The sequence below is a fragment of the Coleofasciculus sp. B1-GNL1-01 genome, assembly GCF_040220235.1.
GTDB lineage: Bacteria > Cyanobacteriota > Cyanobacteriia > Cyanobacteriales > Coleofasciculaceae > Coleofasciculus.
This window is the reverse complement of sequence record NZ_JAVJTO010000057.1, coordinates 19,030-39,631: the sequence shown is the minus strand read 5'-3', so window position 1 is coordinate 39,631 and position 20,602 is coordinate 19,030. Positions and strand designations below refer to the sequence as shown.

The window sequence follows — 20,602 nt, the reverse complement described above, 5'->3', positions numbered from 1 at the left end:
ATGACCCAGACACTTTACCGATTCTCAAACAAAAAGCCCTATCTGATGACAATGAATATGTGCGACGTGCAGCGTTACAAGAATTAGCCAAAGGTTGGAAAGATGACCCAGACACCTTACCTTGGCTGAAACAAATAGCCCAATCTGATGACGATGAGATTGTGCGATATGAAGCGGTGCAAGAATTAGTCAAAGGCTGGAAAGATGACCCAGACACCTTATCTTGGCTGAAACAAATAGCCCAATCTGATGACGATGGAGCTGTGCGAGAAGCAGCGGTGAAAGAATTAGCCAAAGGCTGGAAAGATGACCCAGACACCTTACCTATTCTCAAACAAAAAGCCCAATCTGATGACGATGAGCTTGTGCGACGTGCAGCGGTGGAAGAATTAGCCAAAGGCTGGAAAGATGAGCCAGACACCTTACCTATTCTCAAACAAAAAGCCCAATCTGATGACTCTTGGGCTGTGCGATATACAGCGGTGCAAGAGTTAGCCAAAGGCTGGAAAGATGAGCCATGGCTATTTAAATTGTTACGCGATCGCGCTCTCAATGATCCCTTTGTGCGTGAGGAAGTCTGGCAAGATAATCCTCGGCAATTAGCACTTGAAATCATTATCAAACAATATCCCGATAATCCCCAGACTCTACCCTTGCTGCGCGACAGAGCCGAAAATAATTCTGATAAAAAAGTTAGGGATTTTGCTCAGAATAAATTGGCACAATTAGAAAATTAAAAGATTTAGATGTGCTATGATATTAGCCATAAATTATATTTACATAATCCAATCTAAACAACGTTAGGGTTAAGTGAAATGGCACTGACTTTAGAGTTTGTAGTCAGCGCTTTAGCGCTTCTGGTACTAAAGTGCCTACTACGAACTTAAATCAGCGACATTTGTTTTAATTGTGTAGGGGCGGGTTTCATAACTATCTTTTTGGTTGCACCCAGATGTGACTAAACCCGCCCCGACTCAGATGTTTAGACTTCCCCTGAAAACCAAGGGCGATCCGTTCAAATTGAATAAACACAGTTGTCAATTTATGCCTGCGGGTCGCCCCTACAGGAGAATATTATTAGAGAGGCAAATTTTGATACAATTTAACCAATAAGCTGTTCGGCATTTAAACCTTAATGTCAATAATGGCAAAAGCCTTGCCGTAGTGCGAGCATCTTGCTCGCTACTAATACCCAATTTAAATGCATGACAGCTTATCCCTTAACGACAACACAACAACATATAACTAAGTAAATTCTACTTAGGTTTTAATCCGATGACACTCGCCAAAGAAGAAATTATTTATCCCTCTAGTGATGGTAAACCCATGGCAGACAGCACCCTTCAATATCAATGGATTACCAAAATCCAAGGCGGCTGTGATGCTTTATTTAAAGATGACCCGAATGTCTTTGTCGCCGGAGACTTACTTTGGTATCCAGTTGAAGGCAACAACACCATCTCCCAAGCGCCCGATGTAATGGTTGTGTTTGGCGTACCAAAAGGCGATCGCCGTTCCTACCTACAATGGCGCGAAAATAATATCCCGCCGCAGGTTGTCTTTGAAATCCGTTCCTATCATGACAGCCAGACTAAAATGGATAAAAAACTGGCATTTTATAACCGTTATGGTGTCGAAGAATATTACCTCTATGATCCAGACAATAAAGACTTAAGAGGGTGGCAAAGAATAGAAGGACTACTAGAAGTCATTGAACCCATGTCTGGCTGGGTTAGTCCTCGTTTAACAGTGCGGTTTGAACTAACAGAAGCAGGGTTAGAATTATATCGACCAGATGGACAACGATTTTTGTCCTATTTGGAATTAGAACAACAGCGAGAACAAGAAGCGCAACGGGCTGAACGATTAGCAGCAAAATTGCGAGAGTTGAACATCGATCCAGATAGTCTTTAAGGCAATTTAGAGGTTTGTTTGTAGTTGCGCTTTAGCGCCATAAACGTTCGCATCGTTTACTACAAAAGTTATGGTGCGTTACGCTACCCTACCCTTCGGGAACGCTGCGCGAACGCTAACTTCCAGCCCTCACCCCCAGCCCCTCTCCCAAGCTTGGGAGAGGGGAGCAAGAGGGGAGCGGTGTAGAGACTGAATAAGCTGTCATGCATTTATAGCACTACGCATTGAGGTTAGGACAATAAAATTGGGTGAAAAGGCAACAGGCAATAGGCAACAGAGAAATGTCCTAACGTATCCCCGTAGTGCTATAAATTGGGTATTAGTAGCGAGCAAGATGCTCAATAGTAGCGAGCAAGATGCTCAATAGTAGCGAGCAAGATGCTCAATAGTAGCGAGCAAGATGCAAAGCCTGCGGCATGGCTTCGCTTAACGCACTACGGCAAGGCTTTCGCCATTATTGACATTAAGGTTTAAATGCCGAGTAGCTTAGTGCGGGTACACAACCCAAAACCGGGCGCACATCTGTGCGCCCCTACGATAAAATAATGATTTAATTTCGCCGATATAACATCCCCGGTAACTGCGACACTAACCCCTCTAATTCCAACTGCAATAAAACACCCGAAACCTCCGCCACTGTCATCCCAGTTTCCTGAACAATCACATCCAAGGGTGTCGGTTCAATCCCTAAAACCTGAAACACTTTTGCTAATTCTGGCGCTAACTCTGGTGTCGCTTTAACCGATTCTGACTCAAATAAAGACAACTGTTTCCCAGTATCTAATTCCGGTATCGCCCCCAACATCTCTAACAAATGCCCCTCACTCAAAATCACACTTGCCCCCCGATTCAATAATCCCAAACATCCCACCGCATTGGGATTATCTAAGGAACCCGGTAATGCATACACATCCCGACAAAACTCATTGGCTTGATACGCCGTAATCAACGCCCCTGATTTCGTTGGCGCTTCCATGACTAAAACTGCCCGACTCAATCCGGCAATAATGCGATTGCGTTGGGGAAAGTGGGGACGATTGGGCTTAGTTCCTGCCGGATATTCACTTAATACCAATCCCCGGTCTAAAATCGCCTCGTACAGGAGTTTATTTCGAGGCGGATAAATCACATCAATTCCTGTACCAAAAACCGCTACCGTTCTCCCACCCGCCTCTAAACATCCCTTGTGGGCTTCGGTATCAATCCCGGCTGCCATTCCAGATACTACAGTAAAGCCCTTTTTCGCCAGCGCTGCACTAATTTTCCGTGTCCAACGCTTCCCATAATCCGTCGGTTCACGAGTTCCGACGATCGCAACCATCGGTTTCATCCCCTGATTTTCCTGCTGGTCTACCTGTCCGCGATAGTACAATACAGGCGGCGGACTGGGAATTTCTAACAATAAGCGGGGGTAGTCTGGATCAGCAGGTGTCCAAAACTGGGGATTTTTGATAGAGTGTTGTTCCAGAAACTGTTGGGGATTGAGATGCGATCGCGTCTTCTCCACAGCCTGAAGCAATTGCCGCCCAAACCCCTCCACCTGACCCAATTCCCTGGCTGGAGACGCCCAAGCCTCTGCTAACGTATCAAAATGCTGCTGGAGGCGTCGCAGTAATATCGGTCCGACACGCGGGACTTGTGACCAAGCTAACCAGTAAGCGCGATCGTCTGACAACGGATTGTCCTCCCTATCGGTACATATAGCACTACGAGGATATGTTAGGACATCAGTTGATCCCAAGAGGGAATAGGGAACAGGAAACAGGGAACAGAGAAAAATGTCCTAACCTGTCAAGGTAGCTGCTATACGTCTAGTAAATCGAACTATTCCAGGTTGAGACAACATCAATGCAGGATCATTACGACTCAATTAAGAATAAATTGCATTAACATGTACAATAATCATCTATCTACCCCAGTGCAGCCTAGTTAACCGATGTGAAACCTGGGCAAGTTAAAGTCGCTCAATCCCAGATATGCTGAGATATTGAGCGATATAGCAACGGGTCACAAAGGACAGCGATCGCGGCTCACTGGAACTTAACCCAAATCACAACAAGACTGGTCATTAATGAAAATTACTAGACGTAGTATACTCGGACTCTGCTCTGGACTCGCCCTGTTAGTGGTTGCAGGCTGTTCAAATCCCAACGAACCTGCCGATACAGCAAGCACAGATGGCGCAGCCGATAACACAGCCGATGCCGGAGAAATTAACCTTTACTCCGCCCGCCATTATGACACCGATGATGTCCTCTACGAGAACTTCACCGAAGAAACGGGGATCGAGGTGAACCTAATTGAAGGAGACGCCGACGAATTGATCGAACGGATCAAGAGTGAAGGCGAAAACAGTCCAGCCGATGTCTTAATTACCGTTGACGTGGGACGCCTGTGGCGGGCGCAAGAGGAAGGCTTGTTGCAACCCGTTTCCTCAGAAACCTTAGAATCAGCCGTTCCCGCCAATCTCCGTGATCCCCAAGGAGAATGGTTTGGGTTATCCAAACGGGCGCGAATCATTGTCTATAACAAAGAGAACGTTCAGCCAGAAGAACTCTCCACCTACGAAGCCTTAGCCGAACCCGAATGGAAAGGACGAGTGTGCATCCGCAGTTCCGAAAATATCTACAACCAATCCTTAGTCGCCTCTAAAATTGAAGGCAAAGGAGAACAAGAGACAGAAACCTGGGTCAAAGGCTTAGTCGATAACTTTGCCCGTCCCCCGGAAGGGAATGACACGGCGCAAATTAAAGCTGTAGCTGCGGGTCAATGTGATGTCGCGATCGTTAACCATTATTATGTAGCCCGTCTCAAAAAATCCGACGCGGCGGAAGATCAAGAAGTCGCGGAACAAGTCGGCGTATTCTTCCCCAATCAAACTGCCGATGGGACTCATATCAACATCAGTGGTGGTGGTGTGGTTACCGATGCGCCGAACCAAGAAAATGCGGTTAAGTTTCTAGAGTACCTGGTGACACCCAAAGCCCAGGAAATCTTTGCCAATCAAGCGAATGAGTATCCTGTCGTCACGGATATGGAACCTAATCCTGTTGTGGCTGACTTTGGCGACTTTAAGCAATCGGAGTTAGATGTCGTCAGTTATGGAGAAAAGAACCCAGAAGCCGTAAAATTAATGGATCGGGCAGGTTGGAAATAATCCTAATCCTTCACTCCCGTTAACCTGTAGGGGCGGGTTTCACAACTATCTTTTCGGTTGCATCCATAAGTGACTAAACCCGCCCCGGATCAGGTGTCTAGACTTCTCGTGAAAAGCCAGGATATACTGTAAAGTGAGCATTGCCCACCACCTTTAAGTCGGTGACATTCATCCAAAAGGCGTATAACCTCAGATACGCATAGAGGTAAACTAAAAAGTAATCAACGGTTGAGGGGAGCATATCAGGTTGGTATAAGATGTTCAAGCTCACCTATTCTCGTTGGGTTTCGTTCCTCAACCCAACCTACTTGCGTTGACATGCACTCGCCCTTAAGTACCAAAACCGAGCGTGTAATCAGTGCAACCAACATCTGACACCCCCACCCTAATCTCTCTAATAAATCAGTGAAATCAGTGTGACCAAAATCTGACACCCCCACCCTAATCTCTCTAATAAATCAGTGAAATCAGTGTTATGGAAAATCGCGACTATACTCTAATCATCGATAAAAGCGGCAGCATGTCAACGCCTGACCAACCCGGTGGACAAACCCGTTGGTATACCGCCCAAGAATCAACTCTCGCCCTTGCCCGAAAATGTGAACAGTTTGACCCCGATGGTATCACCGTCTACCTCTTTTCCAGTCGGTTTAAACGGTACGATAACGTTACCTCAGACAAAGTGGGGCAAATCTTTCAAGAAAATGACCCGATGGGGCGAACTGACTTAGCTAGTGTGCTTCAGGATGCACTGAATAACTACTTGCAGCGCAAATCAGCGGGAGAAACTAAACCCGAAGGGGAAACCATTTTAGTCATCACCGACGGAGAACCGGACGATCGCAAAGCGGTGATGCGAGTCATAGTGGAAGCATCACGTCATATTGATCGAGATGAAGAATTAGCCATTTCCCTGATTCAAGTGGGTAACGATCCCACAGCCAAGCGATTTCTCAAGCTTCTTGATGATGAATTGCAAGGGGCGGGTGCCAAATTCGATATCGTTGACACCGTTACCCTAGATGATATGGCGGATATGACATTACCCGAAATCTTGTTGAATGCGATTCAGGATTAAACCTTAAGCAGGGCGGGTTTACTCAAGTTATCGGTTTGATTAATAATGTTATCAGTTAAACCGTCCATAAGCTGTTCGGCATTTAAACCGTAATATCAAGAATGGGAAAATGTTTGTAGTGTGAGCATCTTGCTCACCACCTATACCCAATTTAGATGCATGACAGCTGATCAACTTAAGTTTAATGGCACGCTCAATAAGCATTTTGGAATTGCCGAGATTCTTAATATACCGTAGGGTGGGTTGAGCGAAGTCGGTGGGTTGAGCGAAGTCGAAACCCACCAGCATACCAGTCATCAACTTAAGCTACAACCCTCACCCCCAGGTGAGCAAAGAGGGAAAAAGAAGGGAGCAAGACTTGGTTTTTCCTATTCCCTTGATGAAGAATTAGAGATTTTTGTTATGCCAGATCGAGATTATACGTTAATTATTGATAAAAGCGGCAGCATGTCCACACCGGATCAACCCGGTGGAAAAACCCGTTGGGAAACCGTTCAGGAATCTACCTTAGCAGTCGCCCGAAAATGCGAACAGTTAGATGCGAATGGTATCACCGTTTATCTGTTTTCCAGTCGCTTTAAACGGTACGATAATGTCACCTCCGATAAAGTGACTCAAATCTTTCAAGAAAATGACCCCATGGGGCGTACAGATTTAGCTTCTGTCCTTAAAGATGCCACGGATAACTATTTTCAGCGCAAAGCCGCCGGAGAAGCCAAACCCGATGGGGAAATAATTTTGGTGGTTACTGATGGCGAACCCGACGATCGCAAAGCGGTGATGCGGGTAATTATTGAAGCCTCGCGTCAAATGGATCGGGATGAAGAATTGGGGATTTCGTTAATGCAAGTCGGGAATGATCCCACAGCCATGCGATTCCTCAATGTTCTGGATGACGAACTGCAAGGGGCGGGTGCTAAGTTTGATATTGCGGATACTGCAACCCTCGATGACATGGCAGATATGACGCTATCCGAAGTCTTGGTGAATGCGATCATCGATTAATCGCGTAATCCGCTCATTTTACCGAATATGAATGTCGCTGACTTAAGCTGGGTTCGTAGTCGGCACTTTAGTGCCAGAAGCGCTAAAGCGCTTACTACAAACTCTATTCCTGTCCGATGAAAAAGCAAGCCAATAAATTCAGTCATCTCACCGCTAAAGACAGAGTTTATCTCTCCTTTCCCGGACAGCTTCTCCTCGAACAAAATCGGCTTCAGGGTAAAATTCTCGACTTTGGTTGTGGCTTGGGTAATGATGTCAAACTGCTGCGGCAAAAAGGCTTGGATATTATCGGCTATGACCCCTACTATTTCCCCGAATACCCCACGATTAGATTTGATACCATTCTCTGCTTTTATGTGTTAAATGTTCTCTTTGCTGAAGAACAAGCAAGAGTATTGATGAACGTTTCGCATTTGTTGAAACCGGGTGGAAAAGCCTATTATGCGGTGAGGCGAGATCTGAAAAGAGAAGGATTTCGAGAACATTATATTCATAAGAAACCGACGTATCAGTGTGTTGTCAAACTTCCCTTCCAATCCATTCATCTAGATGAGTATTGCGAAATTTACGAATACGTCCATTATAATTATCAACGGCATTCACCCAATAAATGCATCTTTTGTAACCCTCGTCGAAGTCTGCGAGTGTTGACTGAATCAGCAACAGCTTATGCCATGTTCGATGGCTATCCAGCCAGTAAAGGGCATGTTTTGGTGATTCCTAAACGTCATGTTGCTAATTATTTTGATTTGGACTTTAAAGAACAATCGGCTTGCTGGTTCATGGTTAACCAAGTCCAAGAGTTTTTAATGGATCAATTTCATCCCGATGGGTTTAATGTGGGATTTAATGTGAATCGAGAGGCGGGACAAAAGATGATGCACACCAGCATTCATGTTATCCCGCGTTACCAAGGAGATGTTATGGGTAAAAAGGGAGGAATTAGATATGCAATTCCCAAGGTCACAAGTCACAAGTTTAACCGGACATGATATCAGATGTGGATTTAGGCGATCGTTGAATTTTTAAGAATGAATAAAAACACTTTATTGAATAAAAATAACTATATTTTTTACCACCTTTTTTGAAAAAAGCATTGCGCTGTAATAAAGTACAGGAGATCAAAGTCCCCCTTTTTAAGGGGGATTTAGGGGGATCGACAACGTACCGCATAGCAGAGCAAACTGCTGTATATCAAAGTAGCTCTCCTGTTTCTTGCAGCGAGTGTAACCGCCAATAAATCCCTTCATGACGCAACAGTTCATCATGACTACCAACTTCCACAATCTTACCTTGATCTAGTACCACAATTTTATCGGCATCGCGTACCGTACTCAGTCGATGAGCAATAATAATTGTGGTACAGGTTCCTTGAATCGTCCGCATCGCTAACTGAATCGAACGTTCAGATTCGTAGTCCAAGCTGGAGGTGGCTTCATCAAAAATCAGGACATCGGGTTCAACTAATAGCGCCCTGGCAATTCCTAATCGTTGTCTTTGTCCGCCTGAGAGTCGCACGCCGCGTTCACCGACTATAGTTGAGTAACCTTTAGGTAATTGGTCGATTACTTCGTCTACTCTGGCAATACGACAAGCCTCTTGGACTTTCTCAAAGCTAACGTTGGGATTACCATAAGTCAGATTATCTAACAACGTTCCGTTAAATACATCAACATCCTGGTGAACGATCGCCAAACGTTGACGATACCCAGTCACATCCAACTGGCGAATGTCGAGACCATCAATCAAAATGCTACCTTGATCCGGTTCAAAATACCGAAACAAGAGTTTAACCAACGTCGATTTCCCCGAACCCGATCGCCCGACTAATGCGATCGTTTGACAGGGTTCAATCTGTAAATTAATATCCTGCAAAACAGGACGTTTAGCATCATAACTGAAACTCAAGTGCTGCAACTCAACTTTGCCCGGAAATTGATAGGATTTGGCATTCTCAGCCGGATCTAAAATGATTCCCGCCGCATCTGTTCCTCCAGGAAGCTGCATGAATTCATGCAATCGAACCATAGAAGCATAGCGACGGGCAAAGGTTTCCGAGAGATCGTTGATGGGTTCGAGTTCAGCATAGGCAATGCTGGACAGGGTTAAAGTGGTGATAAAATGCCCTAACGAGATATTGCCTTGAACCGTGGCAAACAGAGTTAACCCCAAAATAGAAAAGACACAGATTTGGATCACCGTTCGTTGCCAGGTGGCTAATTTCACATACCCCAAATGGATGCGATACAAGACAAATTTGAGTTCTCGGTTGAGACGCTTACGCTGTCGGTTGAGTTCGGTTGCTTCTGTAGCAAAGGCTTTGACAGTTTTGATATTGGTGATGATTTCTGAGGTGCGACTTTCCGTATTTTCTTGATGGTGATCTAATAAACCTTCTTCAATAATCAGTTCCCTGAGATTCTTAAGACTGAATCCCAAGATAAACACAAAGGAAATCAAAAATAATAGGGCAATACGCCATTCAATGAACCAGATCACCACAAAAATGCCCAATACCCGTGCCAGTTTAGGAATCAGTTGTCCGGCAATTTCCGGATACGTCCAGGTATGATTGGCAAGTCCTTTCGCGAGTCGTCCGGCAATTCGTCCGGGGTTATTTTCATCATAAAATTCTAGAGGAAGCGTGAGAATTTTGCGGATGGCATTTTCTGATTGATCGCGACGGGCGCGTAGAGGGATTGCCCAGTGAAACCAGCTACCTAACCAGGGTTGAATCGGTGCCCTGACGACAGTGACGACAAAAATGATACCCACTAACACAGTCAGAGATAAGGACTGATTGACGGGATTTTGGGTTAGGGTAGCGACTGTGGTAATTACCGTTTGCATTAGCCTATCCACCGGTTGATCGGATAGGACATTGAGAATCTGCCCGATCGCATAAGGTACCACTAAATCAATTATTTCTAATAGACTGGCAGCCGTTATGCTCAAAATCGAGATGCCCCAGTACGGTCGATAATAGGTGAGAATATCTCGAAATGTTACCATGATGCTCCTGATCTAGCCGCACTGGTCTAATCAACCCAGCGGAATTCTATTATCTGGTTGCATAACAATATATTTTTCTATTTATAACGAATAATTAATAAATCCAGCAAAAACTGGATTGGTCATGAAAATTCTCTTGTCCTAATTCCCATCCCATCAATGGTACATCTGTAGCCGGAGAAGGTAGTGACCTAGACGCACCTTACCTGACCAGAGTTCATAGTCAAGTTCCAAGCTTTGGGGTAAGGGGTATCCCTCTAGTTTCAGCATCCGGGTATAATTTCGCAGTTGCAACGACTGATGCTTCTTCGTCGCCTTTTCATGAAGCCAATAGCGACTGATACCATAAACCCCTCGCTCCCAACGATGACGATAACTCAAATTACCATTTGCCTGCATCGTCATAATCATCCGATAGGGAGAGATTTCTAGCCATAAGAGTCGCTGGGGAGTGCGCTTGACGACATTCGTGGAACCCGTTTGGGGAGGGTGTCGGGATTCCCATTCCGGGAGTGGGGGTTCTCTCAAGAGTAAGTGAAAGCGATCGCGTTCTTTTTGATACAGCGTAGCCGCCGTTTCGATGGTGAACCAAATCGGTAGATCAGTCGATACAACTGAAAGACAAACAGGTAAGCGGTGATGTGTGAGCATGGATCTTACAAATGTCAAAGCAGACGGATAGCATACTTTCCTACAAACCCCGTGACCGCAATCCGGGACTAATACCGAGTTGCGCTCCAACTCCAACATAGTAGATAGGAAAAGCAGGGAGAGCAATGGAGAGACGTGCCATGGCGCGTCTGGAAGCAGGGGAAGCAGGGGGAGGGAAAGTTATATCTTTGGAATGCAACTTGGTATAAAAAGCCAACTAGATACCTTCTGATTCGTCGATATGCTTATTTTAAGGTAGGTACGATAAAAGTTAACGGTGGAGATACTCGCTCCTGAAAAGAAGCAAGCTACGTCATTTGTCTCCAGAAGAGGGAACAGGGAACAGGTAAGGTAGAGTTTTGAGTTAACTTCCCCCGCTCCCCCCGCTCCCCCAACTTCGCCAAACCCATCCCTAAAAAATCCCCGTTTCCGCGTTTCTGGCTCGTCTGGCTTGTTTCCCAAAGGCGAGAAATCCAAAAATCAGCCAAGCGGCTAGAAGTCCTCCTGTGATCAACAAGATGGAAACCAGACCAAATCTAGCAATTAGACTCGGCGCAGCTGCGGTGAATAATCCACCGCCAACAATGGGTTCAAAAAATAACTGTTTGTAGGCAAAACTTTCAAAGGCACCGGAGCGATTGTCGGGGTCAACCATTCGCAATAATAAAATACCCGTTGCAGTGACTCCCATCGATTGTCCTAAATCACCTAGCCCCCGTTCAAACCAGTAAGATGGAATTACACGCGGGGCGAGATAAAGGAAGGCGAAAATATTCCAAGTTATCCCAGCGACACTCAGCAGCAGAAAGGAACCAAAGTTTTCTCCGAGTACGGTTAGAGAAATGGTGGCTAAGGCGGTAACGACGACAATATCTAAGGCGACTCCCGCAATATTATTCATTAAAGGGCGAATAATTAGCGGATGTAGTCCTAACCGTTCCATTAGCAACTGGACAATAATTCCCCCCACCAGCGCCATGGGAAATAGGGGAACATACCTCATCAGTTCAAATCCGCCTATACCCCATGTCACTGACTCGATCCAGACTAATCCTTGCAGAATCAGCCACCCGATCGCGATCGCTAATCCGACAAAGCCAAAGTGCAACGATAGCGGATCAATTAACATATTCCGCATCAAGCGCGATCGCGCCCTGCGGATTTGCGGGGTTTCACTGTGGGTGTAATCCTCAAACCATTCCGGTTCCGCTACATTTTGCTGAACACCTTGCACATAGCCTTGGCGTCTCCCCCAATTCGCCAGTACCGTTCCCGTGACAATCCCCGACACAATCCCCACCGTGGCTAATCCTACCGCCAAGTCAGCACCATCGGGAAACCCCAACTCTTGAAACGTTCCCGCCATCCCTGCGGCTGTACCATGTCCCCCTTCAAAGGCAATTTCAATTAAAGCGGCTGCTGTGGGATCGATTCCAAAGACAGGGATCAGGATTAGCAAGGTGAGTAAAATCCCGACTACATATTGTCCCCACGCCAAACTTTGACCAAATACAACTTGAGGTGCAGCCTTATTCCAGATGTCCCTGGGATGGGGAATCGATTCACCCAGAAACAAAGCGGCGAAGACGATATTGATAAACACCCCAGGAGACTGTGACCACACATCCCGAATGGATTCAGGGAAGACGCCATTCGCCAGGGGTGAATTTGGATTGGCGATCGCACCCAGAATCTGGGGTCCCAATACCAGCGCCACCACACCCGCGACAATGGATTCGGGGATGTACAGCTTCTGTATCCAACGGATTTTTTGGTGAATGAACCGCCCCACTAGAATGAGGAGTGCTACCAAGATGAAGGCGAAAAAAGCATCTTTAAGGTTAAGCATGGAAAAACAAAGTATGCTTGACTTCTCCCCCGGTTGAAACACGGGGGATTCTAAGAGGATACTACGGGACGGGCTAAAGCCGCGTCATGAAAGTTTTGTCTTCTTAGAGTTCCAGAGAAAAACCCTGGATGGCGCTTCTCAAAACGCCCTACAGACCTTGGCTAAGTCAAGACCTAACTGTATCTCTACTTTGCGGAGAATATTAGCAGCGCCGTTAGCATCGGCGTTGATAAATTCTCCGTTTTTAGTACGGTACATTCCTCGTTTCACTCGCTTTCCGCTAGCCTTCCACCCTTCCGGGCCTGAGCCGAATACAGGCAGAAAGTCATTATCAAGAAAACTAGCTTTAGAGGTATAACTTTCTTCAGTTTCTATAAACCGAATTCCGTAGTGTTCACACAGTTGCTCAATCCTGTTTTTGAGACGAGCGGTAGGAATTTGGACAAACTCTTGGTTTGTCTTTTTCCCTAACTCAATGCCATCTTTGTTACGCTGATTCCAACCGAAAACGACTGTTCCGATTCGATGTTGGAGACAATGGTTGATGACGACACGAGCGGCTTTATTAACTGCATCTCTTACTTGCCTATTGCGCTTTTCTGTGAGAGAGGCTAATTCTTCGTCCCAAAACCCCTGAGCTTTCCCTAACTTAATGGTTGCAACCCGTTTGTTATATAGTTGATTAAGACTCTTTAGTTTACGTCCATCAACAATAAAGCTGGTCTTCACGTTAGAGACACAGGTCATCCAGTTGTCAAGACCAGGGTCGATGCCTAACACTCGTGAGAGATCTACATCTGCTGTTGCAGAAGGTAGAAGGTAGACGAACTCAGCATAGAAGCAACCGTTGCGGGGAAAGATTCTTAACTCCTTGATATCTTTAAAGTTGAGGTTAGATGGCATCGGTATAAAGAAGTCCGATATCTTAAACCATGTCTTAACCAGCTTGCCTAACGGCATCCTAATTTGATCATCTTTAATCTTTAAAGCTTGTTTAGGGTAGCTAACAACAGAAAGTCCGCCTTTCTTTAAATACTTAGGTAGTCTAGGTACGTTCGTTATTTTTCCTTTTTTAAACGCCCTCATTAATCCAATGAAGGACTTAAAGGATTCGCTAACTTTTCTTAACGCTTGTTGGGCTGCTTGGGAATAGAGGACTTGAAAGTGTTTGTTGTTTTTATACTCCTTTTCTAAGTCATATTTACCAATAATCTGCCTACGCTTAAACCAGATTTGACGAGCATAATATATGCCGCAGTTCATTAAGTTATTCGCTTCGGTGCAAATAAACTCTAAAACGGCGGCTAGTTCTTTATCTGGTTTTAATAATACTTGCTGACAACCGTACAAGAATATCACCTCCTTGTTTATAATTATATAATATCATTTAAAATAGTTATTGTGGGATTTATCCCACAATCTTTCTGATTCGCTCGGTTTCATCCCCCGGTTGAAACGCGGGGGAGCCTGCACCATCGCTATTCTGTAATGTTTGATTTTATCCTGCCTTTCAGCCAGCCAATCGTTGTACTTAGGTTCAGGAAACACTTTTTTTCCTTGCGTATCACTTTGGACGTGCAGAATCAAGCTTATTTTAGCCTTCGTAAGGTCGCAAAGATGATGGGCGAGAAAATTCCCGACTTGCCTGAGCCTAATTAACTACTATACAACAATAAAGTTATATGTTTTTTGATCATGTTTTTCTGTTAACAGGTCTTAGGTATTCATGAAATCAGCGATTTAGTATGGGTATTGAGTTGAGTTTGTCAATGATCGCTACTCTTGGCAGGACTACCGGAGCTGGTAAAATCGTCATAAAATTGAGGATTGAAAATTAACCAGTTTTTCTGTCATCTTGACCTCTCTACCTAAAAATGAATAGCAAAAAAGAAACACTTGAATGGGCTAAAACAATTCTTGCTCCCAGAAAAATCAGCCAAGTTGAGGAAATTGTTTTAGACAGGGCGTTGTCAGGAAAATTATATCGAGAAATTGCTCAAGAAACGGGATATGACGCGGGTTACATTAAAGACATTGGCTCTCACCTTTGGCTGGCACTCTCTCAAAAATTAAATTGTAACATTAACAAGCGAAATCTTGCGTTTATGTTAACGCAGTTTTCTCAAGGAAATACCGAACTCTATCAGCGAAAAACTCAACCGAATACCACAATAGCAGAATTCGACTTTCCCGGTCGCCCTCTTCCGGCTACGTCACCTTTATATATTGAGCGTCCCCCAACGGAAACCTTAGCGATTACCACTCTGAATCAAACCGGGAGTCTGATGCGCCTGAGGGCGCCACAACGGATGGGCAAAACCTCTTTAATTCATCGTCTGTTCGGCATTGCTCATCAGCAGGAAATGCAAACAGTTTTAGTCAATGTCCAACAGGCAGAACCCGCCATGCTCAATGATTTAGAGCAATTTTTGCAATGGATTTGTTGGGCGACTAGCCAACAGTTGAACTTAGAGCCAAAATTTGACGACTATTGGTTTGAGGGGGCTGGGAGTAAAATGAGTTGCACGGTTTATATGCAAGAGTATTGCCTGAATGCGGTTGACACTCCTGTAGTCATTGCCTTTGACAAGGTGCATACCCTGTTTGACTATCCCGATTTAGCCAGTCAATTCTTCTCCATGTTGCGTTATTGGTATGAACAAGCTCGCACCCCAGGAAATTGGCAAAAATTACGGTTAATTCTTGCCTATTCCACTGAATTAACCGTATCCATTCAGCCCCACCAATCTCCTTTTAATGTCGGAATTCCGTTAAGCTTGCCCCCCTTAACCCGCCCTCAAATTAGCGAATTAGCGCAGCGTTATCAACTGGAGCAAGTCGGGATAGAAACCCTAGATCCTTTAGTGGCTCTAGTCGGGGGTCATCCTTACTTACTCCAATTAGCATTTTACTGGTTACGTTCCGGCTATTTATCATTAGAACAACTCTTAGCAGAAGCTCCGACAGCAAAAGGTATCTATGGGGAATATTTGGAGCAACTGTGGATTATGTTGACACAGGATAAACAGTTAGAGCAAGCCTTTTATCAAGTGTTATCGAGTTCAGAGCCGATTCCCTTAGAGACTCAAACGGCTCATCGTTTAGAGGGATTGGGTTTGGTGCAACTGCAAGGACTGATGGCAAGTCTCCCCTGTGAACTCTATCGCAACTATTTTTTGACCCATTATTCATTGTAGAGACGTTCCATGGAACGTCTCTACAATGGTGCAGAACGTCCTAATCGATGTATTCCACCGGACATGATAGTTAACCCGGTGGACAAAGCTGTCGCTTCCTATCTGTAACTTGGGAGTTTGTATCAAGATAATCTTTGACCCAATCGCAAGCATAGTCTAACGGTTGCAGGTTTAAAATGTTGGCAATATTCCAAAACACCACCGCCTGATCATCTCCGGCTGAAGCCAACACCTGTCCATCGGGACGAAACGCCAGACTGCGAATCCCCGATGTATGACCTTTGAGGGTGGCTAATAATGTCCCGTCCATCGTCCAGAGTTTCACCGTTTCATCAATGCTAGCCGTCGCTGCTAAAGCACCATCGGGACTAAATGCCACCCCCCAAACCGCCGCCTGATGTCCCGTTAAGGTTTTGACTAATGTACCATCCTGGCGCCAAATTTTCGCCGTTTTATCCCCACTCCCAGAGATCAGATATTCCCCATCAGCACTAAATGCCACTCGCCACACGGCTGAATCATGGTTAAGCGTGTGCAGTAACTTGCCCTCTCGACTCCAGAGTTTCACCGTACCATCATTCCCGGCGGTGGCAAACTGATTACCATCGGGACTATAGCGAATATCCCAAATCGGGGCAGAATGACCTAACCAACGTTTAAGCTTTTTACCTTGGGTATTCCAGCGATAGATATGAGCCGAGACGGTGGCTGAGACGATTTCCTCGCCACTGGGATGCCAATCCGCCCCCATGACCACCTCATCATGATCCCGAATTGTTTGCAAAACGGTGCCATCAAGCTGGCGAATTTTGATCGTCTGATCTGTTCCAGTCGATAACACCAACTCTTTAGTCGGATGCAATGACAAATTCATGACGATTAACTGTTGAGCAGCCACAGATTTAATCGTTAAATCAGAGGTTGAGGTTAACAGTAAATTATCTTGATCTCCAGTCGTGACTAAGCGTTGTCCATCATGGCTGTAAATTGTTTTTAATGCTCTTGCTCCTGTTCCGTGTACGATTTGATGGAACGGATGGTGAATCTGCCACAGCAGAACTGTATTATCTGCCCCAATGGAAGCCAGCATCTTGCCATCGGGACTAAAGGCGACTCCCCAAATGGCGGACTGATGCCCTTTGAAGGTGTTGAGTAACGTACCATGACGAGTCCACAGCGACAGGGTTTTGTCGTAGCTACCCGCCACAAAGGTTTGCCCATCGGGATTAAAATCTATATCTAGAATACCCGCACTATGATGAGTCAAGGTTTTCAGCAATGTACCATCCTTGCGCCACAGTTTAATCGTTTGATCTAGGCTACCCGTAACTAATCGTTCTCCATCGGGACTAAAGGCAACCGCATTAATTGCCGCCTGATGAGCATTGATGATTTGTTGTCGCTGTTCATCCTGATGAAAAAGGGTTATGGTACCGTCATTTCCGCCGACGGCAATTTGATTTCCTTGGGGATTGTACTTCACCGATAATCCCCCAGATGGCGTGATCTTAAAGTGGTCGATAGGAGTCCCATCAATTTGCCAAAATTCCATGATACTGCGACGTCCAACCGCCACCAAGGTTTGTCCATCGGGACTAAACGCTAAATTCCAGATTCCCTTTAAATCGCTTTTAATCGTGCGTTTTAATGTGCCAGAGGGAGTCCAAAGGTGAATCTTGCCATCATCAGCCCCCGTCGCCAGAAATTGACCATCCGGGGTAAATTTGACCACTCGAATTGTCGCCTCATGTGCCTTAAATGTCGAGAGTAGCTTGCCGTCTCGATTCCACAATTTAACCATTGTATCGACTCCCGCTGTGGCGATGGTTTGTCCATCGGGACTAATATCAACGGTGAGAACGGCTGCCTCATGTCCATCCAAACGGTTGCGCTGATGAATATTTAACACCACTCGTTTTAAAATTGCATCGGCGTGAGATTGCACGGCAGGATTCACCCGTTGCCAGCGCTTGAGTTGCTGTTGACCGCGAATGGCTTCTAATAAGGCTTCAAAGGGTTGATCTGAGGCAAATAAGGCTTCAGCCGTTTGGACAATGGCTTCGGCTTCTCGCACCGATGCCCGACGATATTGATACCAAGCAAAAATTCCTAATCCAGCCGCAATCACTAAGGCACTGCTGACCCCTGCTAATAATAGGCGCTGTCGCCTTAAACTGCGTTGCTGTTCTTGGTTGCGCTGATGTTCAATGGCTAGACGGGCTTCTACTTCCTGGAGACGGGCGGCTTCCGCTTTGGCTAGGCTTGATTGGCGTTCTAAGACTTGACTGGCGGATAGAAAACGGTAGTCTAAATCGCTAAGGCTTTGATTTTTCCCCCAGATTAACATCTCTTGTAAGGCTTTTCCCCGTAATAACCAAGAGTCATCGCTACAATTTGAGGCAACCCAGCCGTTTAAGGCTTGGGAATAGGGACGTAATTGATTGAATTGGGCTTGAATCCAGTCCCGATTAAAGATGGTTTGGTAAATCGGGTTTTTGACCTGTAATTTTCCGTTTCGTTTCGCCACTAATCCCGATAGTCGTAATTCCGTTTGTTCGGGACTGTCATCACTAATAATGCCGTCTTTGTCTAAAATCTGTTGATATAAGCCTAATAAGCGTCCGGCGCGTTGTTCGTCATAGAGTAGACGATTGCGAATGGTGCGGAGATGTTCGGGATTGTCTTGGGATTCCCAATGGTCAATAATCTGGGTTTTGACGATTTCTGCAATCCATTGGTTTTCTGTACCCGAAGGAAGACTCAGATGGGATTCGGTTGCCATTGTACTCAACTCAATCACCCGTTGACAGAGTTTTTGAGTTAATAACGGTTGACCGCCACTCCAATGGAGAATCGCCTTGAGAATCCCTTTGGGATTGGGTAGATAATCCGGGAAATATCGCAGCAGGGGATAGGCTTCTTCTAAGTGAAAATCATTTAAATCAATTGCCTGACCAATATTAAACGGGGTACGAGTGCGATCGCGAATTAAATCTGAGGGGGTAGCCACGCCAAATAATGCCCAGGTTAACTGTTGATAGGTGGCTTGATTCTGGCGTAATTCGTGACAATACCGAATAAAGCCAAAGAAATCATTTACCGGAAAGGATAAGCTGAGAATCGTATCAATTTCATCGACAAAGATAAACAGTCGGGTTTGGGGAATTTGGGCAAGTATCTCATCCATTAACACCCCCAATTGTTGCACCATCGGCAAGGTTTCCCAGTCTTGCCAGCGTTGTTTGAGAGGAATTTTCCCCAATAGCTGAAGTTTGCTGACAATTGCCAACATAATGCCCCGATACCACTGCTGATGACTCACCTGTTCACTGCCCAGTTGAGTCATGTCTAGATAGACACAGCGATAGCCTTGTTCGTGTAACTGTTGCTGGATTCTGACTCGGAGGCTAGATTTGCCCATTTGTCGGGCATTGAAGACATAGCAGAATTCTCCCTGGAATAGGGCATCATAGAGAAGGCGATCGGCTCGACGCGAAATATAGGTAGCGTTATCTACAGTGAGACTTCCCCCCACCTGATAGGGATTATGGCTCATATTTATGGATGGCTCTCCAGTAATCAGGGTGATAAGTTTTCTTAATAAAAGAGTTTAGCTCCTTGGCTCTGGTCTTGGCTCGGAACGATAGTGGAGAGCACCATTGTAGAGACGCGCCATGGCGCGTCTCTACTCCAGTAATTATCAATTTTTATGCTTTTTATCTTTCTTCCCTTGCCGCCAGTAAATTTGGCTCTCCCTCAAGATTTGATAATAACTTTCTTTGGATTTAAAGGCAACATCATAGTTATCTTGTAAATGCCTTTTTAATGCCGATAATTTACAGTTTTTTGGACAATTTATCCAATGAACAATTTCGGCTTTTTGTGTAGGCGTTAGATAAGCTTTTGATCCCTTATATTTAAGTTTAATGCCGTCAAGTCCTCTTGCGGTGTATTGTCTTTGAAATTTAGCGACAAAACCGATAGAAACTCCTAGTTTTTTGGCTATGTCTTGGTAGCTAATTCCTAATAGTCTCAGTTTTACTGCTTCAGCTCTTTTGCATTCTCTCACATCTTGACTTTTAAAGATAAAGTCGTTCAATTCATTGATTCTTTCTGTTTGAGTAACGTTACTCGTATATTGAAATTTCTGTTTGTGTTCTTCTGGAATAAAAAATTTAGGCTCCATGACAAATTGCAAGGCTAGGTGAAATTGTTCGATAGTATTTAGTAAGCCCCTTTGAGCGGTTAATTTTATTTAATTAATGCACACATTTCTGGGTTTCTGTCCCAATCGGAACAGAAACATACCTTTAACCTTGATTCAAAGGGAATTAAACTGTGTTCACACAGACCCCATCCGACTACTTCATCCGAACGGGGTATTCAATACAAAGCAAGCAATTGGAAGCGATAATGTAATAGTTAGTTACCCTTTCAGTATCCAGACAACGATCGAGCTAATTATTGGTGTCGTCTGTATAGTCAGCCTGAATTTTAAGGCTGATACTTTTAATCTGCCATACGTCTATCAATATATCATGTTCGACTCCGATGAAAAGGTTAGAAAGGTAAGGTATTTATTTCCATGAAGGTCAGAAATGTCATATTTTGAGGTCATTATTTTTGTCTTGACAACTTTGGAGAATTGCTATAACCTAAATAAATTAGGTTATATTTATTATTCCCATAGTTGCCAGAGTTCTTCTCGTAGCAAGTCCATATTATTTGGTATTCAGAAA

15 protein-coding genes are annotated in these 20,602 nt (G+C 44.9%); 7 read left to right on the top strand and 8 right to left on the bottom strand.

Annotated elements, in window-relative coordinates; all coding sequences use genetic code 11:
* Positions 1-737, top strand: a 737-nt coding sequence (locus RID53_RS14725; RefSeq protein WP_446388815.1) for a HEAT repeat domain-containing protein, incomplete at its 5' end; no start/stop codon positions are given.
* Positions 738-1,275: 538 nt separating this feature from the next.
* The gene (locus RID53_RS14720; protein WP_446388814.1) at positions 1,276-1,914 is read left to right on the top strand and encodes a Uma2 family endonuclease; all 639 of its coding nucleotides are present in this window, start codon (positions 1,276-1,278) and stop codon (positions 1,912-1,914) included.
* Positions 1,915-2,464: 550 nt separating this feature from the next.
* Here the strand turns inward: RID53_RS14720 and dprA are convergent.
* Positions 2,465-3,589, bottom strand: coding sequence for a DNA-processing protein DprA (gene dprA / locus RID53_RS14715; RefSeq protein WP_446388813.1), 1,125 nt, complete (start codon positions 3,587-3,589; stop codon positions 2,465-2,467).
* Between the two features lie 396 nt (positions 3,590-3,985).
* Here dprA and RID53_RS14710 point away from each other — a divergent pair, with 396 nt between their 5' ends.
* A complete protein-coding gene (locus RID53_RS14710) occupies positions 3,986-5,071 on the top strand; it encodes a Fe(3+) ABC transporter substrate-binding protein (protein WP_446388812.1) in 1,086 nt (361 codons plus the stop codon).
* Positions 5,072-5,168: 97 nt separating this feature from the next.
* Here RID53_RS14710 and RID53_RS14705 read toward each other — a convergent pair whose 3' ends face one another.
* Complete coding sequence (locus RID53_RS14705) at positions 5,169-5,336, bottom strand: hypothetical protein (protein ID WP_446388811.1); 168 nt, start codon at positions 5,334-5,336, stop codon at positions 5,169-5,171.
* Positions 5,337-5,546: 210 nt separating this feature from the next.
* On the opposite strand from RID53_RS14705, the gene RID53_RS14700 reads away from it, so the two are divergent.
* The 3 genes from RID53_RS14700 to RID53_RS14690 all read left to right on the top strand — a co-directional run bounded on the left by RID53_RS14700 (position 5,547) and on the right by RID53_RS14690 (position 8,146).
* Positions 5,547-6,149: a vWA domain-containing protein gene (locus RID53_RS14700; protein WP_446388810.1), complete on the top strand. Its 603-nt coding sequence runs from the start codon at positions 5,547-5,549 to the stop codon at positions 6,147-6,149.
* A 402-nt stretch (positions 6,150-6,551) separates the two neighbouring features.
* Positions 6,552-7,154: a vWA domain-containing protein gene (locus RID53_RS14695; protein ID WP_446388816.1), complete on the top strand. Its 603-nt coding sequence runs from the start codon at positions 6,552-6,554 to the stop codon at positions 7,152-7,154.
* Positions 7,155-7,270: 116 nt separating this feature from the next.
* Positions 7,271-8,146 carry a bifunctional class I SAM-dependent methyltransferase/HIT family protein gene (locus tag RID53_RS14690; protein ID WP_446388809.1) on the top strand — a complete coding sequence of 292 codons (876 nt, stop codon included), beginning with the start codon at positions 7,271-7,273 and terminating at the stop codon, positions 8,144-8,146.
* 202 nt (positions 8,147-8,348) lie between these two features.
* On the opposite strand, the gene RID53_RS14685 is transcribed toward RID53_RS14690, so the two are convergent.
* The 4 genes from RID53_RS14685 to RID53_RS14670 form a co-directional block, all read right to left on the bottom strand.
* Positions 8,349-10,166, bottom strand: a complete 1,818-nt coding sequence (locus RID53_RS14685; protein ID WP_446388808.1) for an ABC transporter ATP-binding protein — start codon at positions 10,164-10,166, stop codon at positions 8,349-8,351.
* A 156-nt stretch (positions 10,167-10,322) separates the two neighbouring features.
* Complete coding sequence (locus RID53_RS14680) at positions 10,323-10,817, bottom strand: hypothetical protein (RefSeq protein ID WP_446388807.1); 495 nt, start codon at positions 10,815-10,817, stop codon at positions 10,323-10,325.
* A gap of 412 nt (positions 10,818-11,229) precedes the next feature.
* Positions 11,230-12,666, bottom strand: coding sequence for a sodium/glutamate symporter (locus RID53_RS14675; protein WP_446388806.1), 1,437 nt, complete (start codon positions 12,664-12,666; stop codon positions 11,230-11,232).
* Between the two features lie 138 nt (positions 12,667-12,804).
* Positions 12,805-14,016 (bottom strand): RNA-guided endonuclease InsQ/TnpB family protein, encoded by a 1,212-nt coding sequence (locus tag RID53_RS14670; protein WP_446388805.1) that lies wholly within the window; start codon positions 14,014-14,016, stop codon positions 12,805-12,807.
* 524 nt (positions 14,017-14,540) lie between these two features.
* Here RID53_RS14670 and RID53_RS14665 point away from each other — a divergent pair.
* The gene (locus RID53_RS14665; protein WP_446388804.1) at positions 14,541-15,863 is read left to right on the top strand and encodes an AAA-like domain-containing protein; all 1,323 of its coding nucleotides are present in this window, start codon (positions 14,541-14,543) and stop codon (positions 15,861-15,863) included.
* Between the two features lie 70 nt (positions 15,864-15,933).
* Here RID53_RS14665 and RID53_RS14660 read toward each other — a convergent pair whose 3' ends face one another.
* Positions 15,934-19,419, bottom strand: coding sequence for an AAA-like domain-containing protein (locus RID53_RS14660; RefSeq protein WP_446388803.1), 3,486 nt, complete (start codon positions 19,417-19,419; stop codon positions 15,934-15,936).
* Positions 19,420-19,563: 144 nt separating this feature from the next.
* Positions 19,564-20,049: a helix-turn-helix domain-containing protein gene (locus RID53_RS14655; protein WP_446388802.1), complete on the bottom strand. Its 486-nt coding sequence runs from the start codon at positions 20,047-20,049 to the stop codon at positions 19,564-19,566.
* Between the last annotated feature and the right edge of the window lie 553 nt (positions 20,050-20,602).

Bases quoted from the DNA above. Each gene is read 5' to 3' on its own strand.
- RID53_RS14680 (WP_446388807.1), bottom strand. From the start codon at position 10,817: ATGCTCACACATCACCGCTTACCTGTTTGTCTTTCAGTTGTATCGACT.
- RID53_RS14665 (WP_446388804.1), top strand. From the start codon at position 14,541: ATGAATAGCAAAAAAGAAACACTTGAATGGGCTAAAACAATTCTTGCT.
- RID53_RS14720 (WP_446388814.1), top strand. From the start codon at position 1,276: ATGACACTCGCCAAAGAAGAAATTATTTATCCCTCTAGTGATGGTAAA.
- RID53_RS14690 (WP_446388809.1), top strand. From the start codon at position 7,271: ATGAAAAAGCAAGCCAATAAATTCAGTCATCTCACCGCTAAAGACAGA.
- RID53_RS14695 (WP_446388816.1), top strand. From the start codon at position 6,552: ATGCCAGATCGAGATTATACGTTAATTATTGATAAAAGCGGCAGCATG.
- RID53_RS14655 (WP_446388802.1), bottom strand. From the start codon at position 20,049: ATGGAGCCTAAATTTTTTATTCCAGAAGAACACAAACAGAAATTTCAA.
- RID53_RS14685 (WP_446388808.1), bottom strand. From the start codon at position 10,166: ATGGTAACATTTCGAGATATTCTCACCTATTATCGACCGTACTGGGGC.
- RID53_RS14700 (WP_446388810.1), top strand. From the start codon at position 5,547: ATGGAAAATCGCGACTATACTCTAATCATCGATAAAAGCGGCAGCATG.
- RID53_RS14710 (WP_446388812.1), top strand. From the start codon at position 3,986: ATGAAAATTACTAGACGTAGTATACTCGGACTCTGCTCTGGACTCGCC.
- RID53_RS14675 (WP_446388806.1), bottom strand. From the start codon at position 12,666: ATGCTTAACCTTAAAGATGCTTTTTTCGCCTTCATCTTGGTAGCACTC.
- RID53_RS14660 (WP_446388803.1), bottom strand. From the start codon at position 19,419: ATGAGCCATAATCCCTATCAGGTGGGGGGAAGTCTCACTGTAGATAAC.